The organism is Streptococcus plurextorum DSM 22810, from assembly GCF_000423745.1.
GTDB classification, from domain to species: Bacteria; Bacillota; Bacilli; order Lactobacillales; family Streptococcaceae; genus Streptococcus; species Streptococcus plurextorum.
Genome location: NZ_AUIO01000002.1, coordinates 84,879 through 99,460 on the forward strand (window position 1 = coordinate 84,879; position 14,582 = coordinate 99,460).

12 protein-coding genes are annotated in these 14,582 nt (G+C 40.0%); 2 read left to right on the plus strand and 10 right to left on the minus strand.

Annotation, left to right across the window (positions count from 1 at the left end; all coding sequences use genetic code 11):
* Window positions 1–101: 101 nt before the first annotated feature.
* On the minus strand, window positions 102–770 hold the full coding sequence (locus G575_RS0102365; protein ID WP_027971283.1) for a P-II family nitrogen regulator: 669 nt from the start codon (window positions 768–770) through the stop codon (window positions 102–104).
* Window positions 763–2,265, minus strand: coding sequence for a DUF1538 domain-containing protein (locus G575_RS0102370; RefSeq protein ID WP_245562363.1), 1,503 nt, complete (start codon window positions 2,263–2,265; stop codon window positions 763–765). The genes G575_RS0102365 and G575_RS0102370 overlap by 8 nt, the downstream gene beginning before the upstream one ends.
* Window positions 2,266–2,653: 388 nt before the next feature.
* Here G575_RS0102370 and G575_RS0102380 point away from each other — a divergent pair, with 388 nt between their 5' ends.
* Window positions 2,654–3,361 carry an ion transporter gene (locus G575_RS0102380; RefSeq protein WP_027971285.1) on the plus strand — a complete coding sequence of 236 codons (708 nt, stop codon included), beginning with the start codon at window positions 2,654–2,656 and terminating at the stop codon, window positions 3,359–3,361.
* A gap of 24 nt (window positions 3,362–3,385) precedes the next feature.
* Here G575_RS0102380 and G575_RS0102385 read toward each other — a convergent pair whose 3' ends face one another.
* The 4 genes from G575_RS0102385 to rhaB all read right to left on the minus strand — a co-directional run bounded on the left by G575_RS0102385 (window position 3,386) and on the right by rhaB (window position 8,288).
* The gene (locus tag G575_RS0102385; RefSeq protein WP_027971286.1) at window positions 3,386–4,537 is read right to left on the minus strand and encodes an iron-containing alcohol dehydrogenase; all 1,152 of its coding nucleotides are present in this window, start codon (window positions 4,535–4,537) and stop codon (window positions 3,386–3,388) included.
* A 123-nt stretch (window positions 4,538–4,660) separates the two neighbouring features.
* Window positions 4,661–5,485, minus strand: a complete 825-nt coding sequence (gene rhaD / locus G575_RS0102390; protein WP_027971287.1) for a rhamnulose-1-phosphate aldolase — start codon at window positions 5,483–5,485, stop codon at window positions 4,661–4,663.
* A 93-nt stretch (window positions 5,486–5,578) separates the two neighbouring features.
* Window positions 5,579–6,835: an L-rhamnose isomerase gene (rhaA, locus tag G575_RS0102395; protein ID WP_027971288.1), complete on the minus strand. Its 1,257-nt coding sequence runs from the start codon at window positions 6,833–6,835 to the stop codon at window positions 5,579–5,581.
* Window positions 6,825–8,288, minus strand: coding sequence for a rhamnulokinase (gene rhaB / locus G575_RS11005; protein WP_051176889.1), 1,464 nt, complete (start codon window positions 8,286–8,288; stop codon window positions 6,825–6,827). The genes rhaA and rhaB overlap by 11 nt, the downstream gene beginning before the upstream one ends.
* Window positions 8,289–8,465: 177 nt before the next feature.
* On the opposite strand from rhaB, the gene G575_RS0102405 reads away from it, so the two are divergent.
* Window positions 8,466–9,440, plus strand: a complete 975-nt coding sequence (locus G575_RS0102405; protein ID WP_027971289.1) for a helix-turn-helix domain-containing protein — start codon at window positions 8,466–8,468, stop codon at window positions 9,438–9,440.
* Between the two features lie 342 nt (window positions 9,441–9,782).
* Here G575_RS0102405 and G575_RS0102410 read toward each other — a convergent pair whose 3' ends face one another.
* Genes G575_RS0102410 through G575_RS0102425 form a run of 4 tightly spaced genes read right to left on the minus strand, consistent with a single transcriptional unit; the run spans window position 9,783 to window position 14,568 of the window.
* Entirely contained in the window at window positions 9,783–12,089 is a 2,307-nt protein-coding gene (locus G575_RS0102410) for a family 78 glycoside hydrolase catalytic domain (protein WP_027971290.1), read from the minus strand.
* A gap of 17 nt (window positions 12,090–12,106) precedes the next feature.
* On the minus strand, window positions 12,107–13,042 hold the full coding sequence (locus G575_RS0102415) for an alpha/beta hydrolase (protein WP_027971291.1): 936 nt from the start codon (window positions 13,040–13,042) through the stop codon (window positions 12,107–12,109).
* A gap of 18 nt (window positions 13,043–13,060) precedes the next feature.
* Complete coding sequence (locus tag G575_RS0102420) at window positions 13,061–13,720, minus strand: GDSL-type esterase/lipase family protein (protein ID WP_027971292.1); 660 nt, start codon at window positions 13,718–13,720, stop codon at window positions 13,061–13,063.
* Window positions 13,717–14,568: an MBL fold metallo-hydrolase gene (locus tag G575_RS0102425; RefSeq protein ID WP_037622519.1), complete on the minus strand. Its 852-nt coding sequence runs from the start codon at window positions 14,566–14,568 to the stop codon at window positions 13,717–13,719. Before G575_RS0102425 ends, G575_RS0102420 begins: the two co-directional genes overlap by 4 nt.
* Window positions 14,569–14,582: the final 14 nt, after the last annotated feature.

Below are 14,582 nucleotides of genomic sequence, written 5' to 3' on the forward strand. Positions count from 1 at the left end.
GATAACTCTTCCTAAAAGCCTAGATAATGCTCCTTTATCTAAGCATTCATATAAAGGAGCATATCAATTCGATTATCATCTCTGCACTCCTTAAACATCTATTACTCATAAATACCGTAAGCTTTGTTTATATTTTGAATAAAAAGGATCCCATTACCTGGCTTATCAATTTCAAGTTTTTCTCGTATTGACGTTACAATAGCCTCAGTAATATCTTCTTTTGATAGGATAATAACTATTTCTTTTTCAGGTTCTATATCCATATTAAATAATTTACTCGTTTCATGTACCCCCGAGCCTCTTGCATTAATTATTGTGCCACCCTTTGAGCCAACAGCTTTTGCTGCTTCAATTACTTCCTCAGCTTTACCTCTATTAACAATGGTTATAATATTTTGATACATTAGTTTATTAACACCTCTTCCTTCTTCGTTTTCTTCAGACTTATAACACCTAGATCCTACAATTTCACAAGCACTTGTGGTAAAGACAATACCATGATTTGGTTTTTCAAACTTGAATTCTTTGTTTAGTTCAACTAAAGCATGGTCTGCAGTATGGTTATCTGTTCCCAATAAGACTATTTCCTTTCTTTCATCGTATAAAGATAAGAAATTTAACAGGGAATTATTTATAGTTCCCTTTCCAAGGAAAATGGTCCCACCAGAAATACCATGTTCTTTTGCCTTGTGTAATATCCTGCTACCCATTCCATAGTTAACAACTACATATATTAATTCAAAAATCGGTATACTGTTATAATTAGTCATCCCTTTTTTCAACTCCTTTTGTTTTTGATTTTATAGCAAACACCAATCCCAAAGCTTCTAAGGTGATAATTGGTGTCATGGCAACCATCGCAATCATTCCAAAGCCATCAACCATTAGATCCGCCCCCTCAAAAGCATGTGCTGCCCCTTGTATAAATGCCAAAATAAAAGTTGCAGTCATAGGACCAGTAGCCACCCCACCAGCATCAAATGCAATTCCTACAAAGAGCTTTGGTATAAAAAACATCATTGACAGACATATGATGTACCCTGGTAGCAAGTAATGCCATAACTGTATCCCAGGCACTAATATACGTATAACCGATAAAGCAACGGCAAAACCAACTCCAATTGCCAGCGGAATTAGAACTGCTTTTCTCTTTACGTAACCGCTTGTTACATCTTCAATCTGGTGAGTTAAAACATAAACAGCTGGTTCTGCTAAAATGGTTACAACTCCAAGAACAAATCCAATGATTATGATATAAGCTTTATTATCCAATAAAGCCAAATTATTACCAATGCTTGTTCCTACATCCATAAAACCTGCATTTACACCTATTAGGAATACAAGCAAACCTGTAAATGCAAATGCAAATCCCGTAAGTAGTTTTCGAAGTTCTTTTTTCTTTAGTTTAAAAGATATTTTCTGCAAAACTAATAATATTACTAATAATGGTAATATCGCCATAAAACTTTCCATTAAGTAATTAGGGATTATATCTATAAATGGTCTAATGATTGAATTTGAATCAGAAATTCCTGAATCAAGCCCCGCAGAGAATTCATTTGTTTTTGAAAATATGTCTAAGAGCAATACGGACATAATTGCACCAGTTGACGAGATGGCAACCAAACCAAAACTATCTTTTTCTGATGCCTTACTATCCTTTTTTAGCTTTGATATACCCACTGATAAGGATAAAATAAATGGTACTGCTAGTATTCCTGTTGTTGATCCGGAAGCATCAAACGATATCGCCAAGAATTCACGTGACGCAAAAATTGCTAATCCAAAAATGATTAAATATAAAGCAAAAAGCACTTTATATAAAGGGACATTGTAGAAAACTCTTAAAAAACCCAGTGATAGCATTATTGCTAACCCTATTGACACAATAATAAGTATACTAATTCCGGATATTTGACCTGATGTCACTAGATTGACTTGATTCGCAAGAACCATTAAACCCGGCTCCGCTATTGATATAAAAAAACCAAGTATTAATCCTGCGATCAACACAATCCATAGCTTGTTTGATCTAGCAAGTGATGTTCCTATTAACCCTCCAAGCGGAGTAATACCAATGTCTACTCCTATCAAAAAAATGGTCAGACCTAATATCACGAAAAAAGAACCAATAAGAAATCGAAAAATTAATGTTGTGTCTATCGGAGAAACAGTAAAATTTAATACTAAAACCAATAATGTAATTGGAAGAACAGAAAAAAGCACTTCTTTAAATTTTGAAACAATCACATTCAATGCAGTCATCCTTTCTTTATGCTAATTATGCTTCTATGATGTAAGCATCGCCTCACTTATAAATTTCAATTGTATGGGAGTGTAAATATTTTTGTGTAAATGAATTTTTTATTACGAAACTGGATAAACTATTATCAACTTTTTCTCACTAAAAGGATAGAGCAATGCTGAGGAGCAACTCGAGCAGTTAGTGAGGTTTTGTCGAGGATAATGGGTCCAGTCCATTGTCCTTTTTCTTGAATAATTGCCATGGGAGTCTCCTTTAGTTTATGTCATGGAAAAAAGCCGTCAAAACGGCTTGGTTTGTATCTATTATAGCAAAATTAGGGAGGTTTGTCATATACTGCTTTTTTGACTGATAGACTCATATGCTATAATCAAATGTAGGAGGTTAGCTATGCGAAATAATTTATTCAAAATGTTGACAATGCAAGATAGGAGATTTCGCCCCTCAGTCTATTATAATTATTTCATGATTTTCGTCATAGTGCTCAGCCTTATTCCACTTATGACAAAGTCACATTCTTCTCTGTTGCAACTACTTGAAGTATTGACTTTTTTCGTCTTTGCTTTAGATTACATACTTCGCTGGTCAGTGGCTGACTCACTTTTAGGTAAAGAAGCAAAGAGTTTTTTGATCTATCCCTTCACCTTTTGGGCTATCTTAGATTTACTGTGCTTACTACCATATGTTACACTTCTTAATAATAGTTTTAAGTTACTAAAGCTATTTCGTATGATACGAGCATTGAGAGTTGTCAAGCTATTCCGATATTCCAAAAATATTGAAATAATCATCAGTGTCTTAAAGAAACAAAGAGAAGCCTTATTCATTGTTGGTATGCTTGCCATAAGCTACATTTTTATTTCCGCCCTTCTTTTGTTTAACCTAGAACCCCAAACATTTGAGAATTTCTTTGATGCGATTTATTGGGCAACAATTTCCTTAACAACTGTAGGATATGGAGATATTTATGCAAGGACTGTCCTCGGAAAAACTCTTACAATGATTTCTGCACTATTAGGGGTTGCCATTGTAGCCTTGCCAGCTGGAATTATTACCGCAGGGTACATGGAAGAACTCTCTAAACACAAAAACAGCTAGCAGCCAAAACTGCTAGCTTATTTCTTAAAACAACTCTTTATAGAAGGCAATGGTTTCTTCCAAGGTTGGCATGAATGGGTTACCTGGTGCACAGGCGTCAATCAAGGCATTCTTGGACAGGTATTCAAAGTCGAAGTCTTCTTCTTTGATGTCCAACTCGGTCAGTTTTTTCGGAATGCCGACTTTTGCTGATAATTCTTCGATTTGGGCGATAGCGTAGTCTGCACATTCCTCATCAGACTTGCCTGCAATATCAAGTCCTAACGCTTTTGCGACATCACGGAAGGCTGCTGGTACACGTTTGGCATTTTCACGTTCAATGATTGGCAAAATCATCGCACAGCAGACACCATGTGGTAAGTCATAAACAGCTCCCAGCTGGTGAGCCATAGAGTGAACATAGCCCAGACCAGCATTATTGAAACTCATACCGCCAAGGAAAATAGCATGGACCATAGCCTCACGAGCTTCAATGTCCTGTCCATTCTCAACTGCACGTGGCAGGTATTCCTTGATCAGCTCGATTGCTCCCATGGACAACTTCTTAGTCACACCGTAGGCACCTGGTGTCACCAGGGCTTCAATGGCATGAGTTAGAGCATCCATACCTGTTGCCGCAGTAAGAGCTGCTGGCTTGGACAACATAAGCTCAGGGTCATTGACTGACATCACTGCCAAGCTATTTTTATCTACCATCACCATTTTAACCTTGCGATCTTCGTCTGTAATCACATAGTTAATCGTAATCTCAGCTGAGGTACCTGCTGTTGTGTTAATAGCAACGACTGGCAGCCCTTTTTTCTCTGACTTATGAAGCCCTTCGTAGTCTTGAGGTTTGCCACCGTTTGTCGCCATAATGGAAATGCAGCTGGCAGCATCCTGAGGTGATCCACCACCGACTGAGATGATAAAATCACAATCATTTTCCTGCAAGACAGCTAGTCCGTCGTAAACATTTTTACAGGTTGGGTTTGGATCCACATGGCTAAAGACCACATAATCCACTCCTGCTTCATCCAAAGGCTTGGTCACTTTGGGCAGAATATCACTTGTTAGCAGAAATTCATCCGTCACAAGCAGAGCCTTCTTGTAGCCCAATTCTTTGACATAGCCACCAATTTCGTTGACACAACCGCGACCAATCAAGTTGACCGCTGGGACGTAAAATGTTGCCATAGACAACCTCCTTTTTCTTTTTATTATATTATAATACTCTTTTAAAATCAATATCTGGTGATACTATTCACAAAAATCCCTTGCGTTAAGAGCTGACTTGTGATCAGCTCTTACTCATATGACTTATGGCAAATCCAAAAATCCTGCATGCGGTACTTGTCCAAAATAATCCGCAATTTCTTGTAGTTCTTGGTCAGTAATGTCTTGACAAATCTTTCCACCTTGGGCATGAACCTGTGAAAAAATCATGGCTGCTTTTTCGATAACTTCAATAAGACCAAAGGTTTCGTCCAATGATACCCCCGAGGCAAAGAGGCCATGATGTGGCCATAGCACCGCCTGAAATTCAGACATTTTAGCAGCTGTCGCTTCTCCAATGGCAGTGGTCCCTGGTGTCATGTAAGGAATGACTCCTATGCCTTCTGGAAAGACGACGATTGACTCCGCTTGCATTTTCCAAAGGATTCGTGATAAATGCCGTTCTTCCAGTGGCTGGGTAAAGCTCATAGCAATTAGATGCGTTGGGTGGCAATGAAAAACGACACGTTGCTCTGGATTGACCTTGCGTCGCTCAATATGACTGAGCAAATGACTTGGAAATTCAGAGGTTGGTTTTCCGCCATCCTCAAAGCCCCAGACAATATCATAAGACTGTCCATCTTCAGAGATTCTAACCAACCCTAAATCAAGACCAGGTCTGTCGTAAACATTGCGGAAATAGCGGCCCGTACCAGTCACTAAATAATAGTATCCTGCGATAGCCGAAGCATCAAAACCAAGTGCATAAGTCGCCTTAACTTCATGAACATCCTCAAAACTTTCAACATCATCTGGCGTCAGGCGATAGGAAACATTTCCCCCATTTCGTTCATCCCAATAGCGTCTATAAGACTCGCGTGTCACCTCACGCATATTTTTGACAAATGATGAATCAACAAATTTTACCATTTTCTCTTCCTTTTTTCTTTCTGATTATTTCTTAAATACCAAGATAGCCAAACTGATACCACTGGCCTTGATTTCTGATCTTATGGCCATTTTTTACTGGCGTACTGCCAGAATTTCTTTTTCATAGTCTTGCACTTCCTTGAGCCAGTCAAGTCCCACTGGAACTCCATTTTGCTGGCAGAAGTAATTCCAAACATCAGCGTATGGGAAGTCTTTAAGTTCTTCTGTGTAGGCTAAGCGCGATGTCAAGTCAAAGCTGTTCTCCATGGCTTTTAAATCTGCGATTGGCTCAAGCATAGCCTTCAAGAGTGCCTTTTGAGTATTTCGTGTGCCTATAACCCAAGCTGCAACACGGTTAATCGTCGCATCAAAGAAATCCAAACCGATAACGGTTTTATCAATCAAGTCATTACGGACAATTTCCCTAGCAATGTCTTGTAGTTCGTCATCCATAATAACCACGTGGTCAGAATCCCAGCGGACAGGACGTGAAACATGAAGCATCAGATTTTTATCGCTAAACAGTGACAAGGCTGACAATTTGTTGGAAATGACCTCTGTTGGATGGAAATGGCCCGCATCAAGTAAAATCGCCTTATGACGTGTCAAGCCATAGCCCATATAAAATTCATGCGACCCAACCGTATAAGCTTCTGCTCCTAGTCCGAATAACTTGCTTTCGACAGTATCGACGGTATAAGCTTCATCGATGGTTTCAGAGAAGATATCATCGAGTGATTCCATGAGCCGTTTACGAGGAGACAAGCGATCAATAGGAAGGTCCTTAAAGCCATCCGGCACCCAGAAATTGGTATAGCAGGTTTTCCCTAATTCTTTACCAAAGTACTCCGCCACACGACGGCTTCGTTTGCCATGTTCAATCCAAAAGTCACGAACCTCTTTATCTGGATGAGATAGGGTAAAACCATCTTTCATCATCGGATGAGAGAAGAAGGTAGGATTGAAATCCAGTCCCAGTCCTTGTGCTTTTGCCCATTGCACCCATTTTTCAAAATGCTTTGGTTCAATGGCATTCAAATCAACTGGCTCGTCCGTATCTAAGTAGATGGCATGAAGATTAAGCCTATGTTTTCCTGGAATGAGAGAATACGCTTTCTCAAGATCTGCACGAAGTTCATCAGGGGTGCGTGCAGCACCAGGATAATTGCCTGTCGACATGATACCTCCTGTCAGCTCACCTTCTGGCGTCAAAAAACCTTTGACATCATCCCCCTGCCAACAATGCATGGAAATAGAGATGTCTTGAAGGCGTTTAAGGACAGCATCCGTGTCTACTCCGATACTTGCATAGGCTGCTTTTGCGTCTTGGTAACGTTGTTCAATGGTCATGTTTTTCTCCTTTAAGTGCGATGTTTTGATATTTTTTCAAATGTTCAGAATCTGCTAATGGCTGTGGTTCAAAGTATTCTAACTGCTGATGTTTTGCGAGCCATTGCCGGGCGTCTGCTAAATCGTTCAATTGACCAGACCAGATCAACTGAACCATGATATTTCCTAGAGCTGTCGCTTCACTAGGACCTGCCACTACTGGTTTTCCGATGATATTTGCCGTTAATTGGTTGAGTAAGGCCACATTGCTCCCTCCGCCAACGATGTGTAGCAGATCTATTTCCTTACCCGTCAATTTTTCCAAATTTTGCCACTCGTGAGCGTAGGCTAGGGCCAAATTAGAATAAACACACATGACTAATTCACCTAAGGTTTCTGGAACAACTTGATGGCTTTCTCGGCATGTGGCTTTGATTTCTTCAATCATGTTAATTGGATTGGTAAAGCGGTTATCATTGAGATTGATGTATTGTAAAAAAGGGGGAACTTGGCTAGCCTGCTCTGCCATTTCTGCAAAAGAATACTGATGTTCCAAAAGTCTAGCTATTTCCTGGATGGTCCACATCCCTGTGATGTTTTTTAGAAAACGATAGGTCTGAAAAGCTCCCCATTCGTTAGTATAGTTTGCATCAAAAGCTGCCTTTATCGTAAGGGGATGTGCATTTTCTACACCAATAAGCGACCAAGTCCCACTTGAAAGATAAGCCCAATTTTTCGTTGTAGCAGGTACTCCAACCACAGCAGACGCGGTGTCATGAGTTGCGACAGCAATCAGGGTAGCTTCTGGTAAATCATAATGGTCATAAAGCTCTGGTTTTAACCTTCCTATGACTTGGCCAGCTTCTATCAGATTAGGTAGTTGATGTTCTGACACTCCTGCGATAGCCAGTAAGTCTTTATCATAATTGCGATGATGGAGATTGAGGTATTGAGTCGTCGAGCTATTGGTCACTTCCCCTACTTTCTTCCCCGTCAAACAATAGGCAATATAGTCTGGAATCAGCAATATTGTGCTGGTTTTTTCTAACAAATCCTTGTCTTCTGCAAAGAGTTGATAAAGGGTATTAAAGCTAAGAAACTGAATACCAGTTTTCTCATAGATGGCCGTCTTAGAGATTTTCTGAAAGACTTGCTCCATGGCGCCATGTGTCCTCTCATCACGGTAAGCAATCGGTTCTGTTAAGAGATTGCCATCTTTACCAAGCAGAACATAATCGACTGCCCAAGTGTCAATTCCTACCGTACAGGATTCGACACCGTGTTTTTTGACCTTTTCAAGCCCTATCACAACTTCTGTGACCAGACGGCTAATGTTCCAACGATCGTGCCCCTCTTGTTTTGTAAACCCATTTTTAAAGCGGTGAATTTCTAGTAGCTCTAGGCCATTACTGGTATCTGCTAAAATGACACGTCCACTTGACGCACCGATATCGACAGCAACATGATAGGTCATAGCATTTTCTCACTTCCTCTACTTTTCTATAAGTCTATTTAATCTTATTTCTTTTTATGGTACAATATCACCAACTCATAGAAAACGTATCACATTTACAGGTTGTTTTAGTAAGCGCTTAAAAGCTACTATTATCAGGCTAAAATCAAATATCAAAACCATAATAAGAGAGAAAATATGCATCCTTTAGATCAATTATTACTATCAGAAACTGAACATGAACTCCTACAGAAAAAACAGGGATTTGTCGCTGATTACGTCGAAGCTGGCCAGACTAATCTCCCAAAACTTCCTCAATCCTATTTTTTTCAAAACAAAGATATTTTTCTGTCTAAGCACAGCCGATACGCTCCATACCCCGAACACACCCATCAATTTTTAGAAATCAACTATGTCTATAAAGGCTCTTGTAAACAAATGATTAACGGGCAGCTTTTTAAACTTCAAGAAGGGGACATTTTACTTATGGATGTCGATAGCAGACACTCCATCGAAGCCCTCGGAAAAGAGGATATTCTCATCAATATTCTCTTTCAAAATCAAGACATTTCAATCAACTGGCTAAAGCAACTCCAAGGAGAAAATAGTCTGCTCTATCAATTTTTACTATCTGATGCTTCTCAGCAGTTCAAGCGGGACAATTTTTTATTACTCTCCACCCATAAAGACAGTTCAATCCGCCGCCTATTAGAAGACATGATGGTAGAGTATTTCTTGCCACAAGAATTTTCGCAACAGATGTTGAAACATTACGTCCCTCTCCTTTTTTATCAGCTTGCTAGACTATTGCCTCAAGTTGACAAAATCGTGGACCTTCATCTAGAAGAGTCCACTTATGCTCAAGTTCTCAAAATCATTGACCGCGAGTACGCTAGTATTGGTTTATCAGAAGTAGCCAAACGTCTGAACTTTAATAAAAATTACCTTAGCAATTTGATTAAATCAGAATCGGGACAAACCTTTACGCAATTGGTTAACCAGCGAAAACTCATGAAAGCCCAACTCCTTCTCAGGACAACGCAACTTCCCATTCAAGAGATTGCTCTTAGCGTTGGTATCAGCAATAAAACCTACTTTTATAACAAATACAAAGAGACTTTTGGCTACGGTCCAAAAGGCGAAAGAGATTTAGACCAAAGTAGTGGGAAATAAGGGCTAAGCTCTTCTGTGCCATTAAACTTAAGGATGCAGACTTACTCCCAAAGCCTCTTCCTATCTGAAAACCCCTGAAATTGTACCGCCCCCAAAACTTAGATAGGAAAACCTAACTTTTTTGGTGGTAATACAGTCTTTCAGGGGTTTATCATGTCGTTACAAGAACTTCTGAAGGTGTTGGGTTTCCGGAATCCTATACTCAAGTCACCTTCTTTCAAATGCTTGAAACACCTTAGTGCGAGAGTTTTAGACGTATTTGCTCAACTGTTTCTTTTGGGCAGAATTTTTGATGATTTGTCACTACGGCCTAATGATCATCAGTCCAAAATCCTTGAGCTACTAACTTTCTACTCGTTTGTGCAAACATCTCAATCTTCCCTCCACCTGAGATAAATCAATAGTAACAGGCATATTTTCTGGCAAGGAGACGCTCCAGTCCTTACCTGTTTTTTCAATAATGATTTCGCCGCTGACCGACTGATATCGAAAATCAAAATCCTCTACAATCTCAACCGATGGGCAAATGCAAATGGATTGATAACCTGGTTCAAGGCTTTTTAAACCGACAGTCTCTCGTATTATCCAATCTAGTACACATCCAAAGGCATAGTGATTGAAAGAAAATGTGCCGACTTTGCCATCAGGCTGAATGCCAGCCCATGATTCCCAAATGGTGGTTGCTCCTTGATTGACTTCGTAGAACCATGATGGACAGCTTTCTTGGAAAAACAATTCGTACGCTAGCGCCCTTTCACCAAATCGACAGAGGACATCCAATAGATAGGGAACAGATACAAATCCTGTGTCTAATCGTTTGCCGTTGGCAATGATTTTGGCTACTAATTCTTTTATCAACTGATGTTCAATGCTTTTAGGAACCATCTCAAATGCTAAAGCTAAGACATAGCATCCTTGGTAGTCTGCTGTCAGACGCCCACTTTCAGTCACGAAATGCTTGGTAAAGGCTTTTTTAACCTTATCAGCATAGTCATTAAAGACTGCTCCGCTTTTTCCTAAAACTTCCGAAATCTTAGCTAGTAGTTGAGCAGAATGGGCTAGAAATGCCGTTGCTACCAAGTCTTTGGTTACCTCTGATGTACGCATGGGGTTTGGTTCTTCCATCATAAAACTTGGAAACATCCAGTCTCCATAGTGGAATTTAGTGTCCCAGATGTAGCGAGAATCTCCCATCTTATTCCCTGCAGCACTTTCTTTAGAGTAATGAAACCATTTTAGCATGGCATCATAGTTGTCTACTAACACTTGCTGATTACCGTATCGCTCATAAAGTGTCCAAGGAACCATGATGATAGCATCTCCCCAACCAGCTGACGAATAAGAACCCGTCAGCGTTGATGTTTTGGCATCTTTTGGAAGGGGGACATAATCTGCAATTTCGCCTGCTTCGCTTTGACTGATTCTAACATTTTTCAACCACCGTTGAATAAAATCTTCGGTATCCAGGAAAAAGGTAGCGGCTGGTGCAAAGACCTGCATATCTCCTGTCCAACCGACACGCTCTCTCTGAGGGCAATCTGTTGGGATTGATAACATATTACCTTTTTGACTCCAGAAAATATTGGATAACAGTTGATTGACTTTGGGATTACTGGTTTTTAATTGACCAGTTCTCTTCATCTGCGAATAAATGACAACAGCTTGGATTTCTTCGATATCAAATGTTAAAAGACCAGAAAGTTTGGCATAGCGAAACCCATGAAAGGTAAAGTCTGGCTCTAAGATATCACGTCTACCTCGTCCAATGTAACTATCCCTCGCGTCTTTGTTTCTTCCGATGATATTTTTGAAAAATCGTCCCTTTTCATCAAGCGTCTCAGCGTGTTCTACGACGACTTCTTGACCTTCTGCTAATCTTGCCGTTAAGCGCACGCGCCCTGCAATCACTTGACCAAAATCTACAATGATACTTTCGTTTTCAATCCATAGGCTTTGAGCTGACATGATTTCCTGACGGTAAACCATCGGTCCTTCTTGTGGAACTAGTCTAGAGAAATCCGCATCAATAAGGATGGCTGAATCGTCCAAATCATCGATAGAAGTTTTCCAATCTGATTCCAAACGTAAATCTTGCTTTTCTCCAATCTGAATATCCGCATAAATGTGCTTGCCAGTCCCAGTAGAAAAACTGGAATCTGTCCCTACTATTTTTTGACTGCCATCATTTAAGGTTAGTTTCAACTCTGCCAGAAGAGCTAATTGATGCCCAAATTGTGCGCTTCCCCCAGATACACTAATCCTCCCTGCATACCAACCATCAGCCACTTCAACAGCCAAGACATTATCTCCCTCTTTTAGCAGTTTTGTAACATCATAGGTCTGATACATCAGAAAGTCATTATACTCGGTATAGTCTGGCGTAAAAATGGCATCTGTTACCTGTTTTCCATTCACATAAGCTTGGTATATTCCTTGGCTTGTGATTGTCAATTCTGCTTGTGATAAGGGCATTTCCACGGTAACTATTTTTTTAAAGTAGACCGTAGGTTTTAATCTCTCCTCGACTGGTAATTGTAGAGGCATCGCTCCTGAAAACATTTCTGCTAAGGAGAAGTCAGGTTCCTCTGATACAGTCGCATGAGAAGAGCTAATCCACTGCCCAATCCATTGCTTCTGATCTTTTTTCATGATAATCCTCAGAGTCACTATTGCCAGCGACTTTTTTCCTCCAAAGGTAGAGCAAAGCGTTTTTCCAACCAACTCTCAGCCAGTTCTATCCACTTTCTAGCCTCTTGATTGAGTTCTATTAGAGAGCCTGCTGTTGCCTGTGTAGCAAGAGACAAGCCATGCCCTCCCTGTTCAAAAATATGTATCTCAAAAGGGATTCCTTTTTCTGCAAGTGCTGTCGCTAGACGCGTTGACTGGCTAACATGCACCGAGGAATCCTCCGCAGTGGCCCAAATAAACATCGGCGGAGTCGTCTCATCAATTAGCCGACTGGCACTTGCTTGTTTCATTTGTTCTTTTGTCGGAAGACCTTGTCCAAAAAGAGAGATATTGGCTAATGAAAAAAGCTTCTGTGCTATATGATCTTGCTCTTTGACAAAGGCTTCATGGCTAAAATAATCTGTGATGGGGTAACCTGCAATAATAGCTGCTGGTCTGATTTTTGTCACATCAAAATGCTCTGTAAGAATTGGTTTATTCCAATGAACAGCATAATTGGTCACATTATTACCCCCAGCTGAGAAGCCACATAGGGCAATCTTATCCGTATCAAGCAACCACTCCTCTGCGTAATCATAGATAAGGGTAAATGCCTGAGCGATATCTCTAAGCTGAGCTGGAAAAAGGGTATGCTCTCTAGGTTGTTGTTCACTCATTAACAGTGACTCAAAATCCTCATCCACTTCTTTAAAAACGTGGTATCTAAGCACAAAGGCATGGTAGCCCATAGCAGCAAATCTGAGGGCGACAGCTTCTCCTTCACGATCAGAGCAACTGATATATGCGCCTCCTGGACAAACGATAACTGCAGGACGCTTCTTCCCAGCCAAGAGCTCTGGGGAATCGTCTAGAATATAGGCTGTCATATTAACGTTTTTATGCTTTGGGTCTAAAGTAAATGTTTTAATGTCCATAAATTTCCTCTCCCTAACTTACAGCAAATAAGATTGAAGGTAGTCGCAGACTTTCTGATAACCTTTAAGGGTTAAATGCAAACCATCTTGAGTAAAATCTGTCTGTAACTGACCACTTTCTTTATCTAGCAATAATGAATAAATGTCATGATAATAAAGACTTTCTGATGTTTTAGAATACGCTTCAAGTTTTTGGTTTATCCTTACAATTGTCTTATTTTTCCGAATCCCAACCATATCATTGGCATTTTCAATAACTGGGTAAAGAGACAAAAGATGTCGCTTGACATTTGGAGTTTCCAAGGCTAATGCTTCACATAAATCCATGATAGCTGTTACGGTTTCAGCTATGGAACGTCCTTTTCCAATATCGTTTGTTCCCAATAAGATAAAAACTTCACTTGGACACAATCCTTTCAGCACACGGTCATATTCTTTGACAACTCTTATCGCCTCAATTCCACTGATTCCTCGTTTGTAAATCTGTTTCTGCGAAACCAGCAATTCGTCAATAGGAAAGCCTTCTGTAATAGAGTCTCCAACAAAGACTATCTGGTTAGGTTTTGCCAATTTATTCAAGCCCGAAAACATTTGGAGCTTCTCGTTAATTGCCCCTAATAGAAGGTTATCAATTAGGGCTTTGACTTCTTCTGACAATTGCATTTTTACCACCTTCATCTCCCCTTTCCAAATACTTTCAAGACCTCGTCTTTACGAATCATAATTGATCCTTTGCCATGTCGAATACGGCAAAAGCTACTTGCCCGTGGATCCATTTCTATAAAACGATGGTTAAGCTTGTCCTCAATCGTCACTGTTCCCTCAAAAATCCCATCAACCAAATCTAAGTAATCTTGTAGATAAGAAGTCGCAATCGGTGCACCATTATGATTTGGCAAGAGGTAATCATACCGTTCAGCATAAGTTAAGAGAAGTTGAGTATTAGCTTTAAAATTTTCCAATCTCTGTCTAACATCATATGCTCTTTCCTGGTCTGGGTTTCTAGAATTTTCAAACAATATAACCTGAGCCGCCTCCATTTCATCGCCACAAAACATCATGCGATGTGTCGCATCAAAGAAAAACAGCGAGGAATTGCAATGAGCTGGCTTGACTTCTAATAGCTCTATCGTACGATTTCCAAGCTCGATGCTATCTCCAGCAGTTAACTCTATACATTTGTAGTTTGGAAATGGCAGAGCTGTGATGTCAAAAGGTCCTTTGTTTTCTGAGACAGATGGAAAATCAATCCCATATCCTTTTGGGACATAGACCTCTTCAAACTCGCCATTACCACTCGAATGATCTGGGTGAAAATGGGTATTAGCACAAATAAGAGGTTTTGATGTCAAGCCCTCAGCAAATTTTCGAAGGGTCCCAGAGCCATAACCCGTATCTAAAAGAAGGGCTCTGTCATCTCCTTCTAAGAGGTAACAATTTTGACTACCACTCATGAAGTTAATGACCCATGTCCCCTCTTTCAATTGAAATGCCGTATAGTTTGCAAAGATTTCTAGTACATTCATTGATTTCTCCTTAA